General features: G+C 47.9%; 20 protein-coding genes. 4 read left to right on the top strand and 16 right to left on the bottom strand.

Annotated features, from left to right (window positions below; translation table 11 throughout):
• The first annotated feature begins 422 nt into the window (after nucleotides 1-422).
• Both NYE54_RS21650 and NYE54_RS21655 read left to right on the top strand, forming a co-directional pair.
• Entirely contained in the window at nucleotides 423-2,180 is a 1,758-nt protein-coding gene (locus NYE54_RS21650; protein ID WP_339273601.1) for an ABC transporter transmembrane domain-containing protein, read from the top strand.
• A complete protein-coding gene (locus NYE54_RS21655) occupies nucleotides 2,181-4,283 on the top strand; it encodes an ABC transporter ATP-binding protein (RefSeq protein ID WP_339266140.1) in 2,103 nt (700 codons plus the stop codon).
• Between the two features lie 164 nt (nucleotides 4,284-4,447).
• Here the strand turns inward: NYE54_RS21655 and NYE54_RS21660 are convergent, their stop codons facing one another.
• The 8 genes from NYE54_RS21660 to NYE54_RS21695 all read right to left on the bottom strand — a co-directional run bounded on the left by NYE54_RS21660 (nucleotide 4,448) and on the right by NYE54_RS21695 (nucleotide 12,812).
• Nucleotides 4,448-5,377: an S-layer homology domain-containing protein gene (locus NYE54_RS21660; protein WP_076322131.1), complete on the bottom strand. Its 930-nt coding sequence runs from the start codon at nucleotides 5,375-5,377 to the stop codon at nucleotides 4,448-4,450.
• A gap of 67 nt (nucleotides 5,378-5,444) precedes the next feature.
• Entirely contained in the window at nucleotides 5,445-5,909 is a 465-nt protein-coding gene (locus NYE54_RS21665; RefSeq protein ID WP_076324908.1) for a hypothetical protein, read from the bottom strand.
• 79 nt (nucleotides 5,910-5,988) lie between these two features.
• Nucleotides 5,989-6,717: a hypothetical protein gene (locus NYE54_RS21670; RefSeq protein WP_339266142.1), complete on the bottom strand. Its 729-nt coding sequence runs from the start codon at nucleotides 6,715-6,717 to the stop codon at nucleotides 5,989-5,991.
• Nucleotides 6,717-7,607, bottom strand: coding sequence for an ABC transporter ATP-binding protein (locus NYE54_RS21675; RefSeq protein WP_339266144.1), 891 nt, complete (start codon nucleotides 7,605-7,607; stop codon nucleotides 6,717-6,719). Before NYE54_RS21675 ends, NYE54_RS21670 begins: the two co-directional genes overlap by 1 nt.
• Before the next feature lie 286 nt (nucleotides 7,608-7,893).
• Nucleotides 7,894-9,297: a VWA domain-containing protein gene (locus NYE54_RS21680; RefSeq protein ID WP_339266146.1), complete on the bottom strand. Its 1,404-nt coding sequence runs from the start codon at nucleotides 9,295-9,297 to the stop codon at nucleotides 7,894-7,896.
• A gap of 568 nt (nucleotides 9,298-9,865) precedes the next feature.
• Nucleotides 9,866-11,086: an ROK family protein gene (locus NYE54_RS21685; protein ID WP_339266148.1), complete on the bottom strand. Its 1,221-nt coding sequence runs from the start codon at nucleotides 11,084-11,086 to the stop codon at nucleotides 9,866-9,868.
• A 207-nt stretch (nucleotides 11,087-11,293) separates the two neighbouring features.
• The gene (locus NYE54_RS21690; protein WP_076324913.1) at nucleotides 11,294-11,632 is read right to left on the bottom strand and encodes a four-helix bundle copper-binding protein; all 339 of its coding nucleotides are present in this window, start codon (nucleotides 11,630-11,632) and stop codon (nucleotides 11,294-11,296) included.
• Nucleotides 11,633-11,759: 127 nt separating this feature from the next.
• Nucleotides 11,760-12,812, bottom strand: coding sequence for a GTP-binding protein (locus NYE54_RS21695; RefSeq protein WP_339266149.1), 1,053 nt, complete (start codon nucleotides 12,810-12,812; stop codon nucleotides 11,760-11,762).
• Nucleotides 12,813-12,919: 107 nt separating this feature from the next.
• Between NYE54_RS21695 and NYE54_RS21700 the strand changes: the two genes are divergently transcribed.
• Nucleotides 12,920-13,438, top strand: a complete 519-nt coding sequence (locus tag NYE54_RS21700) for a molybdenum cofactor biosynthesis protein B (RefSeq protein ID WP_339266151.1) — start codon at nucleotides 12,920-12,922, stop codon at nucleotides 13,436-13,438.
• A 410-nt stretch (nucleotides 13,439-13,848) separates the two neighbouring features.
• Here the strand turns inward: NYE54_RS21700 and NYE54_RS21705 are convergent, their stop codons facing one another.
• Nucleotides 13,849-14,376 (bottom strand): hypothetical protein, encoded by a 528-nt coding sequence (locus NYE54_RS21705; RefSeq protein ID WP_076324916.1) that lies wholly within the window; start codon nucleotides 14,374-14,376, stop codon nucleotides 13,849-13,851.
• Between the two features lie 92 nt (nucleotides 14,377-14,468).
• Entirely contained in the window at nucleotides 14,469-15,467 is a 999-nt protein-coding gene (locus NYE54_RS21710; protein WP_339266152.1) for an acryloyl-CoA reductase, read from the bottom strand.
• Nucleotides 15,468-16,104: 637 nt separating this feature from the next.
• On the opposite strand from NYE54_RS21710, the gene NYE54_RS21715 reads away from it, so the two are divergent.
• Nucleotides 16,105-16,470: a hypothetical protein gene (locus tag NYE54_RS21715; protein ID WP_339266153.1), complete on the top strand. Its 366-nt coding sequence runs from the start codon at nucleotides 16,105-16,107 to the stop codon at nucleotides 16,468-16,470.
• A 79-nt stretch (nucleotides 16,471-16,549) separates the two neighbouring features.
• Here NYE54_RS21715 and NYE54_RS21720 read toward each other — a convergent pair whose 3' ends face one another.
• From NYE54_RS21720 to NYE54_RS21745, 6 genes are all read right to left on the bottom strand, one after another.
• Entirely contained in the window at nucleotides 16,550-18,004 is a 1,455-nt protein-coding gene (locus tag NYE54_RS21720; protein WP_339273603.1) for a nicotinate phosphoribosyltransferase, read from the bottom strand.
• Nucleotides 18,005-18,061: 57 nt separating this feature from the next.
• Complete coding sequence (locus NYE54_RS21725; RefSeq protein WP_076324920.1) at nucleotides 18,062-18,619, bottom strand: isochorismatase family cysteine hydrolase; 558 nt, start codon at nucleotides 18,617-18,619, stop codon at nucleotides 18,062-18,064.
• 70 nt (nucleotides 18,620-18,689) lie between these two features.
• Entirely contained in the window at nucleotides 18,690-19,475 is a 786-nt protein-coding gene (locus NYE54_RS21730; protein ID WP_339266155.1) for an NUDIX domain-containing protein, read from the bottom strand.
• Nucleotides 19,476-19,637: 162 nt separating this feature from the next.
• Complete coding sequence (locus NYE54_RS21735) at nucleotides 19,638-20,087, bottom strand: YlbF family regulator (protein ID WP_076324921.1); 450 nt, start codon at nucleotides 20,085-20,087, stop codon at nucleotides 19,638-19,640.
• Between the two features lie 100 nt (nucleotides 20,088-20,187).
• Nucleotides 20,188-21,747, bottom strand: a complete 1,560-nt coding sequence (miaB, locus tag NYE54_RS21740) for a tRNA (N6-isopentenyl adenosine(37)-C2)-methylthiotransferase MiaB (RefSeq protein WP_339266156.1) — start codon at nucleotides 21,745-21,747, stop codon at nucleotides 20,188-20,190.
• Nucleotides 21,748-22,352: 605 nt separating this feature from the next.
• Nucleotides 22,353-22,925: a phosphate propanoyltransferase gene (locus tag NYE54_RS21745; RefSeq protein WP_076324923.1), complete on the bottom strand. Its 573-nt coding sequence runs from the start codon at nucleotides 22,923-22,925 to the stop codon at nucleotides 22,353-22,355.
• Between the last annotated feature and the right edge of the window lie 126 nt (nucleotides 22,926-23,051).

A 23,051-nucleotide genomic window follows, 5' to 3' on the forward strand; every position in this document is an offset into this window, starting at 1 on the left:
TATCCTACCTTCACTATCGAATATCTTGCTATGATCCTGAAAAATAAGTTTGACACATTCCAGTTCATGGTGATAAAATTCAGTCCATACGAGATCGATTTGAATAAATTGTAAATTTACGAAGAAAGGGTGAGTGACATGTTTAAACTGTTTGCGATGGATCAAGATCATCTGGATCATCATTTCCTACAATTAAATATGGATCGACTCCCCAATGGTGCTGTCTCATCATCATCAAGCCTCGTTCATTCGTTGCCAGAATGATCAGAACGAAGCAGCTAACCGTTGCGCGGAAGTCATGATCGCCGTGCGAATGATAAGTTCAAAATTAATGAAGCATATCGTCCGTCGTCGGATGATGTGCTTTTTTTGGTTTTTAGGATGATATGATGCCGGAACGACCTACGAAAGGAAGGGATAATGTGTTTGCCGTACTTAAAAATTTAGGCTGGTTTTTCAAGCAAGAGAAAAAGCGTTACTTGATCGGCCTTGCGCTTCTCATCTTTTGCGGACTGGTTGAGCTGCTGCCGCCGCTTCTGCTCGGAAACGCCATTGACGATATCGTCAGCAGTTCCATAACGTGGGCGTCCCTCGTCCAATATCTGCTCATGATTCTCGGCATCGTTGCTGTCGTTTATTGTGCCACTTACATATGGATGCACCGTTTGTTCGGAGGAGCGAACCTCGTGGAACGCCTGCTCCGTACCCGGTACATGAACCATTTGCTGCGGATGCTTCCGCCGTTTTTCGAACGTAACCGTACAGGAGATCTCATGGCAAAAGCCACGAATGACCTTCGCTCCGTGGCAGCAACTGCTGGCTTCGGGATGCTCGTCATGACCGACTCCACCATATACTTGATTGTCGTACTGTTCGCCATGGGCTTCATTGTCAGCTGGAAGCTGACATTGGCAGCCATTCTGCCCATGCCGATCATAGCCATTGGTATGGTCATCTACGGAAGAGCCATTCATAAACGCTACACTCTGGCGCAGGATGCCTTCGGTGACATGAACGACCAGGTTCTGGAGTCCGTAGCCGGCGTGCGCGTCGTGCGCGCTTATGTACAGGAACGCGCCGATCAGCAGCGCTTCCAGGACATTACGGATGATGTATATCGTAAAAACCTGGCGGTAGCCAAAGTGGACGCCTTATTCGAACCAACCATCAATTTCTCCATCGGTCTCAGTTACGTCATCGGTTTAGCCTACGGTGTGTACCTGGTGTTCCAGAATCAAATCACGCTCGGAGATCTCGTATCGTTCAACATGTACCTCGGGATGATGATTTGGCCGATGTTTGCCATCGGGGAATTGATCAACATTATGCAGCGCGGAAACGCTTCCCTGGATCGGGTCAACGAAACCTTAAAGACCCCGCCAGATGTTACCGACGCCGCGAATCCTGTAGATGTGGAGGTTCCGGATACGATTCAATTTAAAGATGTCACGTTCCGTTACCCAACCTCTACAATTGATAATTTGAAACATATTAATTTTACGCTGCAAAAAGGCCAGACGCTCGGCGTCGTAGGACGCACGGGCAGCGGCAAATCGACGCTGCTGAAGCAGCTTCTCCATGAGTACCCTACTGGAACTGGCGAAATCCTCATTTCCGATATACCAATGGAGATGCTGGCGACTGACCGGCTCCATGGCTGGATCGGGTATGTGCCGCAGGAGCAGATTTTGTTCTCCAAGACGGTGCGTCAGAACATCCAATTCGGCAAAAAGGATGCCAGCGACGAATTGATCATGGAGGCCATTACGACCGCTGCGTTTGACCGCGATCTGGTCACCCTGTCCGATGGGCTTGATACCCTTGTAGGCGAAAAAGGTGTGGCGTTGTCCGGTGGGCAAAAACAAAGGGTCTCACTGGCCCGAGCTTTTATCGGCGACCCTGAAATCTTAATATTGGACGACTCCTTGTCCGCTGTAGACGCCCGGACGGAAGCCAGAATCATCGATAATATCCGGAGCAAACGCGCCGGCAAGACGACCCTGATCTCCACGCATCGACTCTCAGCCGTTCAGCATGCCGATGTCATCGTGGTGCTGGAGGACGGTCGAATCACGGAGCAAGGAACCCATGATGAACTGCTGGAGCTCGGTGGCTGGTACCGTGAGCAATTCGAACGCCAGCAGGTAGAAAACAATCTGACCTCGGAGGAGGTGTCTTAATTGACTCCAACCGATACGACCATATCGAATGAATCCGGCATTGCCAAACGACTGTTCCGTTATGCCTTAACAGCCAAGGGCACCTTCATCGCCGCCTTGATTCTGCTGGCCATCGGCGTTGCCGCAGAGCTTGCAGGTCCCTTCATCGCAAAAACGATGATTGACGAGCATATCCTGGGCATCGAACGGCCTTATTATGAGACGACGCAGGCTCAAGATGCCGCATCCTATAACGGGACTTATTATAAACGCGAGGATCGCTTTCTTGAAGGCGAGACGCGAGGACAGGAAGTACGTCTCGTTCAGGCTGGCCGCAGCTTTTACTTCATTAACGAGCCGGTAGCCCGAACCGAAGGAAACCGCTCCTTTCAGGACGGTGTCATGACAATTTCCTACGCCTCAGAGGAGATGCAGTATCCGGCTGTTAAATTGACCAAGGAACAGCTGTTTGAATTTTATAAACCCGAACTTCCCAACATATATAAGCTGGTCGGCCTGTTTCTGATCTGCCTGTTGATCTCCATGATTACGGTATTCGGCAGAACCTACTGGCTGCAATCGGCAGCTAATCGGGTCATTCAGAAGCTGCGCACCGATGTGTACGCCCACATTCAGCGGCTGCCCGTCAATTTCTTTGATGATTTACCGGCGGGCAAAGTCGTTTCCCGGGTAACCAATGATACCGAAGCGGTAAAGGACCTGTTCGTTGCGGTATTATCCAACTTCAGCTCCGGCGCCGTGTATATCACGGGTGTCTACGTCGCATTGTTCCTTCTGGATGTACGACTGGGCTTGATCAGTTTGTTTGTTATTCCGATGTTGATTGTATGGACCATTCTGTACCGTAAATTTGCAACCAAATACAATACCGTCATCCGCTCCCGTCTGAGCGAGATCAATGCCATCATTAATGAATCCATTCAAGGTATGGCCATCATTCGTGTATTCCGCCGCCAAAAAGCGACCCAGGACGAGTTCGAGGCGCTGAATGCGGACTATATGGCTCATCAGAACAAAATGCTCAATCTGAACTCCTTCACCACGCACAATCTGGTGAATGTTCTGCGTAACGTTTCCTTTGTAGTCGTACTCTGGTATTTCGGTTCTGCTTCATTAAATGGTGCCGGCATCGTCTCGATAGGCGTCCTCTACGCCTTCGTTGATCTGCTTGGCCGCATGTTCCAGCCGATAACGGGTATGGTTAACCAGCTGGCAGCGCTCGATACCTCCATCGTCTCCGCCAAACGAGTGTTTGAGCTGATGGATGAAACAGGCGAGAAAGTAACGGATGGCAGCATGCCGCGGTATTTAGGAAATGTAGAATTTCAGAACGTGTCGTTTGCGTACAAGAAGGACTATGTCCTTAAGAACATTTCTTTTGAAGCGAAGCAAGGCCAAACCGTGGCGCTTGTAGGTCATACCGGCTCCGGCAAAAGCTCCATCATCAATCTGCTGTTCCGCTTCTATGACCCGCAGAAAGGCACGATTACCATTGATGGCCAGCCCGTTACCGATATTCCAAAGCAATGGCTCCGCAAGCATATGGGGATTGTACTGCAAGACCCGTACCTGTTCACAGGCACCATTGCTTCGAATGTCAGCCTGGGTGATCCGAGCATTACACGGGAACAAGTGGAGCAGGCTCTGCGCGACGTAGGGGCTGATCGGCTGCTCGCTCATCTTCCGCAAGGCTTCGATGAGCCAGTACTGGAGAAAGGCAGCACACTCTCCGCCGGACAACGACAGTTAATCTCTTTTGCCCGGGCTCTTGCGTTCAATCCGGCCATACTGATTCTCGATGAAGCCACCGCTAACATTGATACGGAGACGGAAGCCTTAATCCAGGAAGCCCTGGAGGTCCTGAAGCGAGGGCGCACGACCTTTATCATCGCCCACCGCTTATCCACGATCCGCAGCGCCGATCAGATTCTGGTCCTTCACCGCGGCGAAATTGTGGAACAGGGTTCCCATGACGAGCTGATGGCCCTGGGCGGAAGATACTTTAATATGTATCAACTCCAGCAAGGCAGCACGACTCCGATTGCAGAGAGTAAGGAGACGGTACTTGCCTCCAACAGTAAAATGGCTGGTGGTCATGTATAAACCAAGTAGTTAGAAGAGTTTTTTCTTGCGAAATCAGGAAGACCCAGGCTTCGAAGTTTATACCTACAGATATCAATAAAAGAAGGCTGTCCCCTGTCGAATGTTACATTCGCTTGGGAACAGCCTTCTTTATTGCATTGTATGCTGGCGGTACATTACAAGAATTACTTTGCCGGATGATCAAGAGTAGCTTCTGCTTTGACCGTGATTTTGGTGTACTTGGAAGGCACGAGCACGTCATCTGAAGATTTGGAGATGACTTGCGGGTACATTTTGTCCGGATCGGGTTGAAGAACTTTGTAGTAGATCACGGCTTCGGTATCGCTAACATAGTCGACCGACGTAATTTTAATGCCATACCCCGGATTCGGTAGGTCTTCCTTGGTTACCGTGACTTTATTCTGCGCATCATCCACCTTAACGACGCTTGTACTTACATCCGGTTCAGATTGTCCCGGCTTCTCGGGTATCATGTTCTTCTGATGCTCCTCAATAAATTGAATGGAATTGTACGCAAGCTCTGCCGCTTCAATACGGGTTAAACTCTTGGCGGGATGGAACTTGGCGTTGGCGTCGAGCTCAGCGATCTTGGTTAACAGCAGGAATTGCACCGCTCCCCGGCTCTCCTCTTTCATCAAATCCTCGTCGGCCACATGCAGATACATCATGACCACGGGATAATTCCCGGTCTTCTGAATCGCTTCCGAGAGCAATGTCGCGAACCCTTCTCGGGTTATCGGTTCATTCCATTTCATGTCTGCGGATACGGACAATCCGTTCTGAGCCGCTATATTCACAGCATCCGCGAACCAGGCATCCTTCGGCACACTGTCAAACGAACGGCCCGTATAGTTCGGTTGTACCTTCAGGTCGGCGACATTCACAATCATCTGCACCGCTTGGGCGGTCGTTATTGTTTTGGCCGGAGCGAATTTATCGGCACTAATCCCTTGGATAATTCCTTTCGCTTGCAGCTCCTTCACCATTTGTAGTGGCTGCTCCTCTTGAATATCGTTGAAAGCAGAGGCGGCGCCGGCACCGAGCAATGACGAAGTGACAAGCATTGCAGTTAACAATTTCGTAGTTTTTTTCATAATTACACCTCCTAATCTATCTGACGCAGAGGTGCTGGAATATGTTTCATCTCAGCCCTAATTTCTTTTATACGCTTTTTTCGCTGTCCAGGCCAAGCTTCACATACATTTCGCGAGAATAGCCCTGCAGCTTTTGCTCTAACGCTTGAGCCTGGTCCTTAAATGCGGTCAGCTCCCGAATCATTCGGGAACGGCCAGCCGGACTGAACGTCTCATGAATCCGTTCTTTGAAATAATCATGAACGATGTAGTTACGCTGCTTCCAGACTTCTTTTAATTGAAGTGTTTCTTCTTCGGAGAATGGAAAGTAATGCTGGATCTCGTGTACCAGTTGGCCCAGAGAGCTGCTTAATTTCCGATGATATAGTTGGGTGAAATCTTCTTCTGAAGGCACATTCCCTTGGGAAAGCTTGATCAGCATCAACAGATTCGCGAGCTGCTGCTCAAGCGCCTGTGAATAATACACCGCTAATCCGAAATAGGCAAACAGCTCTTTGGAGTGGTCACTATCCATCAGTCGAGATTGTTTCATGGTATCCTCCTCTAGTATTGGCTGTCTTTACCGTTTCTATTTGTGTATATCCCTATGGTAAAGGAAGATTCCTCCTACTTCAACCTACTTTTCGGATTATGGTTGCCGCATCCTTACGACAGGCCGTCCATAGATAAACCGCCAGCAAAATAAAGCTGTATATGAACGTGTACGCAATCGTCATGAATAACACGAACTGGGAACGCTCGTCAGCGTGAATGAACATGTCAATCATAACAGAGACAGGTGGCAGAACATAAGGAATCAATCTCAAATCAGCAAGATCATCCTGAACGATAGATTGCCCGGCTAAGGAAATAACGATAACGATTAACAGCCATCCTGCCGCTCTTCCCTGATTCTCCATAAAGCCAAACTGAAAAAATACGGACAGAGAAATCCCAAGCAAGGACAATGCCACATGTCCCAGATAACCCAATGCAAACTGGGATAATGTAATCGGCTTATCAAACATTCCAAATACGATTGGATAAAGGACGGCAAATAAACTGAACAGGATAGATAGAAGCGTTACGGTTACATATTGGGCGGCATAATATCGTATGGCCTTCCCGCTGTGAACGATCAGGAGCATGGTTTGACGCCCTTGATCATGATTGAGAAAGTTCAAACCTAGCCAAGCTGAGCCAACAAACAGAAATGCAGCCGTTACGGCATAACTGTCCATGATCGGATTGGGCCGGTAGGAGTATATAAACACCACCGATATCAACATGAAGGCAATCGGAGCGAAATATCGATAGGATCTCGTGTAACTAGCAAGCATGTAACGAATCAATGACCACATTATGCTCCCTCCCCTTCATTTGATTGACCAGAGGTTGGGTACACTTGCTTTGCCATCTCTCCGCTCCAGGGTTCCAGCCGTATCAGCGAACCACCTGACTGTAAAATATCCAGCAGCATATTATCCGCGACTTGCCGCGACACGACCATCGATGCCGGGTTACCTCTCGAAATCCAATAGTGAAACCCTGAACGGCGTTCCAGTTCCAGCATTTTGTCCTGAGAAACACGCGTGAATTCCAGCTTCATCCGTCCCATCTCCGAACCGGCTTCCAGCGTTCCGTCCCGTTCGATCCGCCCCTGGCGGAGCTGCGTTACCCGGTCGGCCAGCGAAGCAATAAGCAGCGGCTCGTGAACGGACATCACAATGGCTGTCCCTTGTCTTTTGATTTCACTTAGAATGCCAATCATCTCCATTTGAGAAGCCTCGTCCAGTCCCGACAGAGGCTCATCCAGAACCAATAGATCGGGCTGACGAAGCAGGGCTTGCATGATGTTGACTTTTTGCAGCATCCCCTTGGAGCATAGGGTCATCTTCATGTCCTGCAGCTGAAACACATTCAGCATCGCACCAATTCGGTTCTCGGCTTCTTGCTTGTTCATACCCTGAATGGCGGCCATATGGCGCAAGTATTCAGAAGGACGAAATCGAAGCGCAGGGAATCGCTCCGGAACATATCCGACGCGAAGGGAGGTTTCATACTCGACCCGGGACCCTCCCGATGGATTAGCAAGTCCGGCTATTACATGCAGTAGGGTGCTCTTTCCCGCGCCGTTGCTTCCTGTAATAGCAACACACTCGGCTCGGGAAATGCACCAGGTAATGTTATGTAAGATGGCAAATTTACCGAAACGCTTGTGTACTCCGTTCAATTCCAGCAGCTCTTGCAAACATTTCAACTCCTGTTCACTTAATCTGGTGTTGTATGTATTGTAGAGCTATTTTACCTGAAAGCACAACACTTCAAGCTCTGTGAACAAAGGTACCGTTATCTCACATGACATGAAAATCCAGCGATTATTCCGGCCACGAGGCCATTATCAAAAAGCATCGTAGGTCACGGGCAGGAAGATAAAATAAGCAAAGGCGACCTAATGGCCGCCTTGTTAATCATTCTTTCTTAACGTTTACCTTGGTCATAACCCTTTTCTGATTAACCCAACAATATTTACGTCGCTAATTATTTTTCTTATTCTTCAGATCATCGATATTCTGATCGCCTTCATCCTTGATATCGTCATAAACCTGATTTCCACTTTTCGAAACAGCGTCATATAATCGCTTTCCGGTATCACGAGCGTATTTCCACGCGAAACTTTTGCGTTCATTGATTATTTTGACAAGCTCGCTTCTAGGGAAGTCCTGTTCCTTTTTAGTTTCCAGATATTTAAGAGCTTCCAGAAGATGTGCATTTTCTTTGTTCACTAAGCGTTGCATCTCCTCCTGTGCATTGTTGATAGCTCCCTGCTTTTGTTCTTTTTGTATATTGGCCTCCCCTTCCCCTTTCTCTTTCCACCTCGTCCACTCGCCTTGTAATTTATCGTAAGCCTTATTTAAATAATTTTTCAAAGCTTCGTCATTATCAACGGAAGTGAATTCCCCCCCGCCGGATGCAGCCACCTGTCGAAGCAGTTTTTGTCCTTCATTATCCACGTCAAAGCCAATAATGTTCACGACGGTTTTCACTCTGGACTGATTAAGTTCTTTGGCAATCTGCACGGGATTACCGCCACAGGTTTCAATTCCATCACTCACCACATACACGACCGAATCGGTTGTCTCAGGATTTATATCTTGTTTTACAGATTTCAGAGCATTTGCAATGGGTGTCCATCCAGCTGGTTGTACACTTTGAAGTGCGGTTTTCATCTGATTTGTCTGGTCACCTAGCCCATGAAATAGTTCTTCTGTACTGTTACATGATACTTGTTTATCTTTCTGACTCCCTGATCCTTTATGTCCATACACCCGCAATGATACCTCGGCATTCTCGGGTAATTTATCAGCAAAGATCTGAATAGCTTCTTGGGCAGATTCCATTTTTGATTTGCCATTGATCTTTGCTTTCATGCTGCCACTGGCATCAAGCAGGATCGAAACGTGTAACTTCTTACTTGCGGGTAATGTGATGTTACCATTAGGTCGTTCATTCTTCACTTTAACTTCTGTCTCAAAATTATGGAAAGTGGCCACATAAGAGCGATAATCTTCAGCTAATAGGAGGAGGAGTTCTTCCGTATATTGATCAGCTGTCATTTCACTTGGTATTTCATCCAAAGCTGCTTGAACTTTCTGTTCATTATAGTTAGAACCAGCAAAGCGACCTGGAGGTTTCATTAATATTTCTTCATCAGTTAAGGGAGTCTGACTAGAGTCCGGTGGACTCTGAATTTCCGAGCTGGGTTCTCTTTGAGCTGAATCTGATGGGGTTTGAATTTTAGAAGGGTCCTTTTCTGGTTCATTACTTTGCGCAGAATCCGATGAGTCAGGAATTTTTAAAGCACCCTTATCTGTTTCATCTCGGCAACCTGCAAGCAAGAAGATTAACATCATACAAATGAAAATAGATCTTCGAAACATCAACTCACCTCAAATTTAATAATCGACTGATACATAATCAAATACCGCTTACGGTCAGCGGACATGATAAACGTCTCCCCTTTAAGCTCGTGCAGCTGTATTTAAGGGAAATTCGGAACCTGCCCTCTCGTATTCGGACTTCCCTCCTTAATCTAATTGTTGTTATAAGGACCCGAATCTCCTGTGTCTTTCCAAAATCATACACGACAATCAAGTAATTAACACCTAATAATGGATAATTAAATAAATATTAGACTTTCTTCCCATAACCATGGGACCATGAAGAGGACCCACCAGCACATACCGTGATCCTTCGTAAATAAATGCCGGATAGCCCGGTACAGTCCGCAATGCCTAGACTTGGGTAAGGATGAATATACTTCGGCAGCAAAAATAGATTAAAAAAGCAAAAACAGCCCGTTTATCGTTGGATAAACGGGCTGTTTTTGCTCCCCTGCTAAACTCACGGATTTGCCTTGCCAAAATCAATACTTGAGCATAGCCAAGAACATTCAGGAATTTATTAAACCTTATTTAATATTAATGAAGGTGAAGAAGTCCTTTCCCTCTAATCGCTCATTTCATTCAGATATTTTTCAAACACAATCGTCCCTGCACCAATGATGCCCGCATGTTCTCCAAGCTCTGAGGGCTGCAGCACCATCTGATTATGGAAGCTGGACGAGCTTCTGTTAAAGGATGTTTCATTAACATGATTGTAGAAATCCGGGTAACGATTAGCCAGTACTCCGCCAAGGATGATGGTTTCCGGTGTTAGCAGATTTATCATATTGGCCAGGGATATACCGACATAACATGCCGATTCATGCAGGATATTGGCAGCTAGTGGATCTCCAGCCAGCCCGGCATGGATTACATCGGCTACATCCAGATTCTGATTCTCACCATTTAAATAAGAACAAAGAGAACTTTCAGTCCCACGTCCTATCTCCTCACACACTCTACGGACGATGGCAATCCCTGACGCCATTGCTTCAAGGCAGCCGTCATTACCGCAAGTGCAGCGCGGACCATTGATATCTATCGTACAATGCCCAATCTCACCGGCTCCAAAGGGGAAACCCTGATATATTTTCTGGTTGATGATCAGGCCGCTCCCAATCCCGATATCCGCATCCACGTACACCAGATTGTTGAAATGGCGACCGTTTCCATACCATAGCTCACCGAGTGCCATTACGTTAGCGTCCTTCTCTACATGGGTTGGGAGCTCCGTATTCTCCTCGATTAGTTCCTTTAAACGTACTTGTTGCAGACCGGGTAAGTTGGGCGGAGACAGAATTTTGCCTTGAAACGGATCAAGCGGTCCGGGAGCCCCTACGCCGATGCCGATAATTTCGGACTCCAAACCTGACTTGTCCAGTACAGCTTGTATCGTGGATATAATAATATTCACTACACTGCCGCGATTGGCGCTATCTTCAAAGGAGCAATGTTTCGTGAACAACATGTCTCCCTGCAAATTAATGACCGCTGCCCGCACGGAGGCTGCGCTAATATGGACGCCGACCGAATACTTATCGGCGGGATTCAACGAGATGAGCTTGGGCTTCCTGCCACGGCTGGAGTCATCATATAACCCGGCTTCAATGATCAATCGCTCCTTCATCAGCTCTTCCACCAGATTGTTAACCGCCGTAAACGTCAAGTCCATCTTGGCTGCGATTTCCGCTTTCGTTAGACTGCCATAATCGCGAAGCAGCCCGATAATGCCGATACGATTCATATTTCGGACATACCGATTGTTTTTTCCAACTGAATTATTCATGTTACAACCTCATTCTTTACTCTTCATTGTACTTACCTTCCTCGCACATCTATCATAGGGGAAAATACGAAGTTAGTAAAATTCCTCCAGTTGATCTCGTGGAGAAAAGTCAGTTCACCGAACCTGAAGACACTCAACTTACAACTAAAAAGCCTAATTTCCCGCTTCGGAAATCAGGCTTTGTTATATCGTACTACGATAGTTAACTTACATGTGCTTTAGCATTTCGCGGCATGCGTCGGCACATTTCCGGCATGCGTCGGCACATTGTTTGCAGTGCTCGTGATCATGCTTCCCGCATTCTTCCGCACAAGCCAGGCATGCCTTGATGCATAGTTCGCAAATTTCCTTAACGTAAGGACTTTTCCGTGACATGGCTTGAGCCGCAAACGCGCATATATCGGCACACTCTCTGTCGAGCGTTATACAATCACGAAGCATGGCCAGTTCGTATTCTTTCAGACAGGATACATAGCATACATTGCAAGCGTTCATACATTGGAGACATGCTTCAATACATTCTTTATATTTGAGTTCATTTAACATTGGGTAGGTCCTCCTTGTAGTTATTACGCTATGCCTTTGTATTAAACTTTGAACTGCCCTCTGAATCAAACATGGGCCAGAAAGACCCCAGTACAATTGCCCAAAAATGATCAGGCAAGTCTGTGACTTATGCCCGACTTATCTTCCCTTCCAGCATTTCAAGCTGCTCTCGCAGCAGCGACTCCTGGAAGTGCTCCCCGATAAATACCACCACATCCGGTACTTGACCCTGGGGCGTAATTTTCATAAAATCGGATTCCCGGAAGGCGTACTGAAATAGAAACCGGCTGTTGGTATCATTGAAGGTGAGGATGCCTTTAGCCCGGTACACATCCCTTGGCAGCCCAGCTATGAATCGCTCGAATTCCACACTGTCTACCGCATGGCTGAAATAGTAGGTGTACGACATCACATGATCATGAGAATCGTGAGCATGACCATGGTCGTGGTTGTCGGCATGGTCACGATTGTGCGCATGTTCATGGCTGTTGGCGTGCTCTTGCTTGTATGTATGTTCATGGACATCCCTGTTCTCTCGACCATGTACATGCGAATGCTCATTCTGTCCATGTGAACCGCTCTGCAGCAGATCTTCAAAATTCAAGTCGCAGCGTACCGCAGGGATAATCGGAGCATACGGGTTCCAACGCTCAACCAGCTGCTCAATCGTCTCTTTGTCCTGATCGTTCACCAGATCCATCTTATTGAGGACGAGCGCCGAGGCGGCGCGAATCTGCTCCTGCATCAAACGATACGTCTTCCCCTTCTGCTCTATATTCAAATGCAGCAGATGCGCGGCATCCACGACAGTGATCAGCTTTTTCACATCGATTCTCATGTATAAAGAAGCTTCTGCCGCTGCGTCCAGGATTTCCATCGGATTGGCGATCCCCGTCGCTTCAATGACGATGACATCCGGCTGTTCCCGCTGGATCAGCATCGCAATTTCAGATGATAAATCGGATCGAATGGTACAACAAATACAGCCACTTAGCATCTCTGCCGTTGGTACCTCTTCACCGGCGACAAGCCCTTCAATGTTGACCTCGCCGATTTCGTTCATGACAATGGCCGGCCGCAAGCCCTGCTGCTTGAAGCAGGTAATGAGACGGCTAAGCAATGTCGTTTTTCCACTGCCAAGAAAACCTGATAAAATATAAATGGGTGTTACATGCTCCACGTTCCATACTCCTTTGCGTGCATCATGATTATGCTAGCGAGTGTACTACATTTCATCCGACTACTGCAAGTTCACTACCATTAACTACTACAGGAGATGTCATTTCTATGAATTCAACGCAAGAGCATAAACAGCAATCCCCCGCTTCCGTGAACTGTAAGGTGATTACGGTCTCGGACACGCGGACCAAGGACACGGACAAGAGCGGTAAACTGATGATCGGCTTGCTTGAAGAAGCTGGGCATGCCGTTGTATCTTACAGCATTGTCCAAGACGACTATGAAATAATCCGTGAAACGATCTATTCCGCGGTCAGCAATTCGGAGATTGATGTCGTCCTACTAACCGGCGGTACAGGCATATCGAGCCGGGATACCACCTATGAAGCCGTATCTTCACTGCTAGATAAGGAACTCCCCGGATTCGGCGAGATCTTCCGCTTCCTAAGCTTTACGGAGGATATTGGGTCTGCGGCCATTTTGAGCCGCGCGATCGGCGGCACGCTAAGCCACACAGCCGTCTTCTCGATGCCAGGTTCGACCGGAGCTGTAAAACTTGCGATGAACCGGATTCTGCTGCCTGAGCTGCGGCACATCAAATATGAGCTGGATAAACACAAATCATAATAACAGCGAATTTAACATGCTAAAGAGGGTGTCCCAAAAGTTCTTAAATCTGGCGGGATGCCCCCTTTTTCTGTTAGGAGACGCTCCGTGTACGAATCGTTCCTCCCATCGCTGTTGCCCCCAAATTTCTTGGAACGACTTCCGTACCATCAATCGTTTTCGTTCCTACGTCAAACTGGAACACTATTATTTATATTTCTGCTTCGAGGACTGACGAAAGTGAGCCTATGTCGGATGGCTTTCGCTTGCCCATAATCTACTCAAGCAAGCGACAATGACCGAAAAGCAAGAAATAGCGGTGCAAGGATAATATCCTGAGCACCGCCATTTCTTCATTTGACACATTTTTTATCTGACGAACCGCCCGTCAAGTGAGCAAACCTACTTATGGACAGCTACTTCTCTCCACTCTAACTGCTGGCGCGTCGTTGATGTTTGGCAAGCAGGGAGGGCGCTATTTTTTTGACCTGGTCATAATAGTTATCCGTTTTGTCGCCCGTCGACGTATATACGATGGACGTTTCCTTGTCGCTCATGATCAGGTTATGCCCGCCGGCCGCATTGGCATCCCCTTCTGTAACGCCGTATATCTCCTTGATCCCTTTTTCCCTGGCCGCTTGATCCTGATAGACATACACGGTAATAAACTGGCTTGCATCATAATTGATCCGGTATTGATACGTGATGTTGCCTACGTTGTCCTCCGCATAGGTTTCATTGGTCAGCGGCATGCCCACCTGATTGAATGAGGCCTGGAGATCCTCAAGGAATTTTCCATTCATGCCCCGCCCCGATATCCGGGCCTCCCTGGAACCTTCCTCGTAAGCCCTCATGTTATATAAGCGCGCCTCGTCCCTGGCCACCTGCCTGGAACAACCGACCGATATGGCAAGAATGGAACAAAGCAATAAAGCGGTAACGATTCTGCGGTAATTCATGTTCACTCACCCTTCCTTAGGTGTCAGAGGTTGCCTTCCCTTAGCATGTCTGAGGATGAGGAACATTATGCGTATGAGAAATCAAGGTAATATTATAGAGCGATGACGCTTCTTCCAACCGCCCTGCCCTGCAGAATGGTGTTCAGCACTTCAGGCAGATCGTGTAGACCGTATTCTGTAATTCCTTCTTGAAGAACAGATGCCGGCTTCCATTCATCGGCCAGCTTCGACCATACCGATCGGCGGAAGGCCATAGGACAATACACCGAATCGATTCCGAGAAGATTGATCCCCCTAAGGATAAACGGAAACACCGTCGAATCAAAAGCACCGCCGCCCGTCATGCCGGAAACGGCGACGCTCCCGCCGTATTTCACGCCTTTCAGCAGTGAACCCAATTGGTTTCCACCGACCGGATCTACCACCGCTGCCCATCGCTCGGCAGAGATGGCCCCCCTGGAGGATGCCGCAGCCTCTTCCCTGGATATCACTTCATGGGCTCCCAGCTTTAAGAGCCAGTCCCTCTGACTTGATTTGCCTGTGGATGCTGTTACGCTATAGCCTAATTGACTGAGGATGGAGACCGCGAAGCTGCCCACGCCCCCTGTTGCCCCCGTAACTAGAACGGCCCCCTGTTCCTGTCGCAGTCCATTCCCTATCAAGGCCTCTATCGATAATGCAGCCGTAAAACCTGCGGTTCCGATAGCCATCGCATCACGCGGGGACAAACCCTGCGGCAACGGGACGAGCCATTCTCCCTTAACCCGTGCGTACTGGCTGAACCCACCTTCATGAGATACCCCTAATTCATAACCGGTACAGAGAACGCCATCACCTTCCTTGTAATCAGCATGAGCGGAATGCATAACCGTCCCTGCCAGATCAATACCCGGAATGAACGGGTACCGGCGGACAATTTTCCCCTCCGGTATGCTGGCTAGACCGTCTTTATAGTTGACCCCGCTGTATAATACCCGCACAATAACGTCACCTTCGGGCAGCTGCTTCAACCTCATGTTCTCCACACTGCCGCGAACCCCTTGCTCATCTTGACGCAGCACGTAGGCCTGAAATTCGGTTTCGTTGTCCACACATATCACTCCTTGGGTTAGTTTAGGTGCTGTAAAGCAATTTGGATCTGCACTATGAATATGTCGAAGCTTTATACATGCTCTCGAAATATGGCGACTTATGCGCTTTCCCGAGAAACGATCCAGTATCGTCCTTTATAATCAGAATTATGTTATTATGGAAAAAGAATACTTTCATAAAAAAATTATCAGCAGGAGTTGAAATCCACGTTATGACTCATTTTGATCATGGATCTAAACGTAGATCCTACCGCTTCTCGTTCTTGCTCACCCTGGTGACACTACTTTTGTTACCGGTCATCTATAAACCGATCAGCCAGGTTTTTGGATTCCTTGGGATACATACACAATCAGGGGGCATTGCCGGCTCGTTTCTCGTTTTCTTTCTAAGCTTGGGTCTCGTTCTAACGCTGTTTAGACTAGTCTTCTGGGTTTTCCCTTTAATTACCCGGCCTGGTCTCAAAGTGTACGTACTAATCGGCCTCCTCTTCATTTTGATAACAGCTACGAATACACAAGCACACACCGCTCGATCGAAGCGGCGGTATTCAACGAGAAACATGCTTTTCTTGAAACACCTTTCAGCATTGATCATGCTAAAATCATACAATCCGAATTAAAGAAGGCTTATTCTTTCGTGGTGACATCTAGACTGGGACTACAATTATCCACCTATACCAAAGGATGGTTCGGATGGAATATGTCCGCCGTATCTACATTATACCCTTCTGCCGAGAATCCCTCTTCTCCATCCGTTTTTTCGGAGACAAGCATGGATTCATCACTCGTATTTGGCCTGTATAGAAGCACAGAACCCATTCAGATTCATGTAAATGGTCAGCCGGCACATACCATACCCTACCAACAACTGAGGCCATATGTCAGTGAAGATTTGTACATTTGGTATTACGAACGCCAGCCCGACATGCTAGAGAACAAGGACAAGGTTCATCTCACCGCGCGTGACGTCAACGGAAGTATAGTGGATCGACTTGACCTATAGCCGAGTACAAAAAGACGCCCCTTCTCCTGCCAAGCGGCAAGATTGGGAAAGCGTCTTTTTCATTGCTGTATTTTATAACCTACTCTTCATGCTGTTCCATGAACTCGGCCATCATCCGATGTTTCACTTCCCAGACCTCTTCACTCAGATTAACGCGGTATATTTCCGGATTAAGCTTCCGCAGATACTCCGGCCAGAACTGATCCAGCTGAGCATCATGATAGCTGCGAATCTCTTCAAGCTTCGGCAGCTCATACACCAGTTCGCCATTCAGGAACACCGGTTCAAGCATGGACACCGCTTCAAAATTCTTTACATTCTTGCGCATGTAAGGATGCAGCGGATTAAACAGCTTTAATTTCCCGTTTTCCGGCGGCATCTCTTCTTCCGGGAAGCAGATGTAATCGGCTATCGCTTTACCACTTCCCTTGGATATGATGCGGTATACTTCTTTTTTGCCTGGTGTGGATACTTTTTCCGGGTTGCCCGAGATTTTGAGAGTCGGCACCATCTTGCCGTCAACTTCCCGCTCCACGAGCTTATAGACGCCTCCAAGCGCAGGCTGGTCGGCTGCCGTGATCAATTGGGTACCCACGCCCCAAGTATCCACTTTAGCCCCCTGTGCCTTGAGATCCAGAATCGTTCCTTCATCCAGATCATTGGATGCCACAATGCCAACATAATGAAGACCAGCCTCATCCAGCATCTTCCGTGCCTGAATCGACAGATAGGCCAAATCCCCGCTGTCCAGACGAATAGCATTCATCCGCTTCCCTTGAGCCTCCAGCTTCTTCGCTGTTACAATGGCATGGGGAATCCCGCTCTTTAACGTATCAAAGGTATCCACCAGCAGCGTCACTTGATCCGGCATCACCTCGGCAAAAATATCAAAGGCCTCCTGCTCACTCCGGAAGGTCTGCACCCAGGAATGCGCATGCGTACCTTTCGTCGGGATTCCGAACTTCTCGCCAGCCAGCATATTCGATGTGGCATGGAAACCGGCCAGATACGCAGCACGCGCGCCCCAAACCGCCGCATCCGCTTCCTGTGCACGTCTTGTGCCAAACTCCAGCAAGGTATCGCCGCTGGCAACCTGACGGATACGGGACGCCTTGGTGGCGATCAAGGTTTGAAAGTTCATGAAGTTCAAGAGTGCCGTTTCAACCAGCTGTGTTTCAAAAATGGTCCCTTCAACTCGAATGAGCGGCTCATTCGGGAATACCAGCGCCCCCTCTTTCATGGAATGAATATTCCCTTGAAAACGGAACCGGCGAAGCTCCTCCAGAAATTCAGGTTTATACTTCTCTTCCTGTTTGGCCAAATACGCGATATCATCCTCCGTGAAACGCAAGGATTCAATATAATGTACAATCCGTTCAAGACCGGCAAAAACCGCGTATCCGTTACCGAATGGCAGCTTGCGGAAATACGCCTCAAACACCGCACGCGTACGATGAGAGCCATTAATCCAGTGAGCGTACATCATGTTGATCTGGTATTTGTCCGTATGTAGTGCTAATCCTGCTGTCAGCATCACGATCATCCTCCACTGTTACCCGGTTCAACTAGGCTTCCGGGTGGTTCAAGCTGTCTATTGATTAAGAAGTTCCTTACTTCGCACGACCGATGCCCCGAGACTGCCTTGAAAGTGACTTAAAGCCCACTTGTGTCCCTCCGGATTAAAGCTCGCGACGGCATCTTCATAAATCGTAATCCGGTATCCGTAATTATAAGCATCCACTGCAGTATGCAGAACGCAGATATCTGTGCATACTCCGACGAGATCGACTTCGGTAATCCCGCGTTCCCGCAGCTTCTGGTTCAGATCCGTACCGCAAAATGCGCTGTATCTCGTTTTGTCCATCCAATAAATGGTGTCCTTGCGTTCCTCATATACCTGCTGAAGTTCACCGTACAATTCCCGCCCCCGGGTTCCCCGAATGTTATGCGGAGGAAACAGCTTGGTTTCGGGATGATAAGCATCATTGTGCTCATGCAGGTCCACGGCCATTACAACAAAATCACCACGATCACTGTATGACTTGGTTAGCTCCGCGATTGTGTTCTGAATGTTGATGGCGGGTTCGCCTACAGGCAGATTGCCATCCACGAAATCATTCGTGAAATCTATCACGATCAAGGCTTTCATCTGACACACACTCCTCTTCAACATGATTAATGTGATCGATAAAATAACAGCGGGTGAATCCATTCCATTCCTACGTATAAATCGATAGCAGTGGTGCATGATCCGTAAACCGATACAATTGGGCCGGCCGTTGGGAATATTGATTGGAATTTAGCGGCTTGCCGTTCTCATCACGGGCTTCTTCCAGTATCCCCTGCCTGCTGCGGGTCGATGTGATTTTACGGATGAAATTGGGCTCGTTGAACTCGGGCACGACGGTCTGAATGACCTGATACAACTCACTCAGTGTAAAATGCTCCGGTAAAAACTGCCTGGCAATCGTCGTTTGCAGCATTTGCAGCTGAATCTTGCGGTAAGCATCCATGATGATATCCCTGTGGTCAAAAGCAAGCTCCAGCTTCTCCAGAGCTTCCGCTACAGTAAACAGACCCACCTCTTCCGCATCATCGGCAGCCTGGCGGTGCTCCAGCATCCATTCTTCTACCAACGCATAGAATGCATGGCTGATGATCCAGCCCCTTGGATCCCGTCCCGGTGCGCTGTATACGCCCAAGTACTCCAAGTGACCGCCGTCCACCCCGGTCTCTTCTTTCAGTTCCCGTTTGGCGGCATCGTAAATAGACTCACTCTCACGGCAAAATCCACCGGGAAGTGCCCACATCCCCGCACATGGCCATGATCTGCGCCTGATCAGCATCACCTTAAGCTCACGTATGGGCAATGTCTTGGTGAAGGTTTTCCGTTCCCGCTTCGTCAAGGTAAACATCACGATATCGGCGGGTACACCATCCGGTGTTCTGTATTTCTTGGCACTGCTCTTTGGCGCCTGTTCGCGATCCGTCATTTCCATCACCATAACTATTATTTTGATAATTTCATTATGACATATTTAAAGATGATGTCAAGGATTTCCTGACCTCATCCTCTTTATAAGTGTACTATGCCCTATTCATTCTCATTCTGTGCATAATGCAGCAAGAATAGAAAAGGTGCGGAACCATTCCGCACCTCGTTTTATCTATCCGCAGCTGCTTGGCGGCGTATCTTTTCCTGTTTCCACATTCACTTTTTCCGAAACGGTATCATGAATCACGGACACAACCAGCTGAAGAAGATAATTAATATCGCTTTGACTTTGCTGGAATTCCATCACGAGCGGAATACCGTCAATTTCCTCTTGCAGTTCCTCGATCTCCCGTTCGATTTTGGCAACCATATCCTTGTTCTGGAACGATTCAAAGGCTACGATTTCTTTTTGCTTTTTCTTAATGGTTTTAATCAGGTTTTGAACCCGTTCGTGGTTCTGGATCTTCTCTTCGGCCTGCTTAAACATCTGAACTTCTTCACTGGTGGATATTAATTCAGCCAGCTCGCCGGCTTTTGCTAAAATATCGTCACGTATAATCAATTCACGCGTGTTGTAAGTTGACATACCGTATGTGTTCGTACGAACATGATCATGTGCCAAGGTTCATCGCTCCAATTCTTCATCATCTATATGGGAATATGCAGCACCAGCCGCATTCTGCTCGCAGCCCAATGCTGCATTTGAATGCTGTGCTTCTCTATTATACCGCATCCGAGGCAGGAATCGTGTTCGGGATCATATCCCCTTTGATATACCAGGTCTTCGTATCCGTAATTCGTACATTCACAAAGCTGCCTATGAGATCCGCTGAGCCTTCGAAATGAACCAGCTTATTCGTGCGTGTGCGTCCCGACAGCATGGAATCATTGTTCTTGCTGACACCTTCTACAAGGACCTCCACCGTAGCGCCAAGCAGCCTATCATTGCTCTGGCGGCTGTACTCACTAATGGCTGCATTCAAACGTTGAAGTCGCTCGCTCTTGACCTCCATCGGTACATTATCCTCCATCACTGCAGCCGGTGTTCCTTGGCGAGGAGAATAGATGAACGTATAAGCAGCATCATAACCTACTTCTCGCACAAGAGACAGCGTCTCCTCAAACTGCTCATCAGTTTCACCGGGGAACCCGACAATAATGTCGGTGGTAAACGCTACATTGGGAATTGCCTTCTTAATTTTATGGGCCAGTTCCAAATACGTCTCGCGTGTATATTTGCGGCTCATTTTTTTGAGCACTTCGGAGCTGCCCGACTGTACCGGCAGATGAATATGCTCGACCAGGTTGCCACCCTTCGCCAGCACTGCGATCAGATGATCGTCGAAATCCCTTGGATGGGATGTCGTGAAGCGAATACGTGGGATATCGATCTTGTGAATATCATCCATCAGATCGCCGAAACGATACTCGATATCTTCAAAATCCTTGCCGTAGGCGTTCACGTTCTGACCGAGCAGCGTAATTTCCTTATACCCTTGCCGGGCCAATTCACGAACCTCAGCAATGACATCCTCCGGACGCCGGCTGCGTTCCTTGCCGCGAGTGTATGGAACGATGCAATATGTACAGAATTTATCACAGCCGTACATAATGTTGACCCAGCCGCGGAGACCTTCTCTCTTCTTCGGAAGATTCTCAACAATGTCGCCCTCCTTGGACCACACTTCAACCACCATTTCCTTGCTGAAGAGCGCTTCCTGAATAAGGTGAGGCAGACGATGTACGTTGTGCGTACCAAAGATCAAGTCCACGAAGCCATGCTTTTGAAGAATTCGATTAACAACCGATTCTTCCTGCGACATACAGCCGCAAACCCCAAGCAGCATATCCGGCTTTTCGATCTTCAAATGCTTCAGGTGGCCGAGTTCGCCAAACACTTTGTCCTCCGCATTTTCACGAATGGCACATGTATTGAGCAAAATGATGTCCGCCTGCTTCCGATCCTCGGTTGCCTGGTAGCCCATCTGCTCCAGTAATCCCTTAATCGTCTCGGAATCATGCTCATTCATCTGACATCCGAACGTATACACAATATAATGCTTGCCAGCTCCGATGCTTCGGAACTCTTCCGGCAGCTCGGTATCATACAATACTTCGACACTCTGCTTGCCGCGCTGTTTTTCCTGTCTATGATTAGGCTCCGAAAGGATGTTGATTTCCCGGCCATTGATGCGAATTCTCTTCCCGTGTTCATCTTCCGAGAGAACTTTGGCTCCTGAAAAATCAAAATACTTGGAGTAGTCCTTACTTTCTTTGGACATGCTTGGTCACTCCTTAGATCCGCAAAATCTTTGGTTTACATGACAAAATATCTTAGATAGTACGTGTTCAAAAAGTCAGGTTTTCAGCACCGAGAAGGTTGGATGAAGCTAGGGACTGAGGAGCGGAGCGTAGGCAAAACCTACGTGAGCACCGGAAGGCCCGGCTGAATTCAATATTCGATGTCGATTAAGCTTCATGTGCTGCTTCGTGTTAGATATAGGATTTATAAGTTATCAACGGAGTTGATGAAATTCTATATCGCAAGAAAACCTACTTCCGAATCGTGGTCGCTCAGCCTTGAATTTGCCTCGATCGGTTTTCTTATCAAAAGATGACTTTTTGAACTACCTCTAATTAGGCACTGTTTTAAATTATATCATGATCTTATTGCCTAAGCTACCACCCTGGCGTTATTGAGGCTAAACCTTAACAGATGAACTTTTTCCTTCAAATTGGCTTCCAGAAACATTAAACCCTTGGGAAATTTCAAAAAAGAGCCTGAAATCGAAGTGAATCGACTCAGGCTCTTCCAGCTGTGATCGCTTAACAGCAGCACATGCGTGACACATACAGTATGTTCATAAAGGTTTACTGAAGCTATGGATTAATCAATAATTTCAGCAGTGTCTCCGGTTTTGGCGCCAGCAGCGTTAGCTTCATCGGTATCGATGTGCATGTCGAGCGCAAAATTATCGGATACGCGGGCAATGACATTCTCCAGTACAAGACCGCGTTCGCCGCCTAAGCGTACCTTCAGCAGATCCTTGTCTTTAATCCCCCATTGATCCGCAACGGACGTATGGAAGTGAATGTGACGAGCAGCTACGATAACACCTTCGTCCACCGTTACTTCACCTGCCGGGCCTTTAATCGTGATACCCGGGGTACCGGCGATGTTTCCGGATTCGCGTACGGGTGCTTTCACACCGATGGCGAAGGAATCCGTGCGGGAAATTTCCAGCTGGGTTGCAGGACGTGCAGGTCCCAAAATTCTTACTTTATCGAATTGTCCCTTCGTTCCAATGACCGCTACCGTTTCGTTGGCTGCGAATTGTCCTGGTTGGGACAATGGTTTGAACTCTGTAAGCTGATATCCAGGGCCGAACAATGCCTCAATATGCTCTTGGGTTAAATGAATATGGCGGGCGGATACACCCACAGGTACAGTTTTACTCATCTGTCTCACTCCTTGTTTTTCTCTATATGCTGTACATGCCATCACCTATTATACTCTCTATTACCCAAAAATAAAAAGGCAACCCGGGTGATTCAGGCCGCCTTCTTCCGTTTCATGAGCAATCTG

Origin of the sequence: Paenibacillus sp. FSL K6-1330 (genome assembly GCF_037976825.1) — a bacterium.
Classification (GTDB): domain Bacteria; phylum Bacillota; class Bacilli; order Paenibacillales; family Paenibacillaceae; genus Paenibacillus_AQ.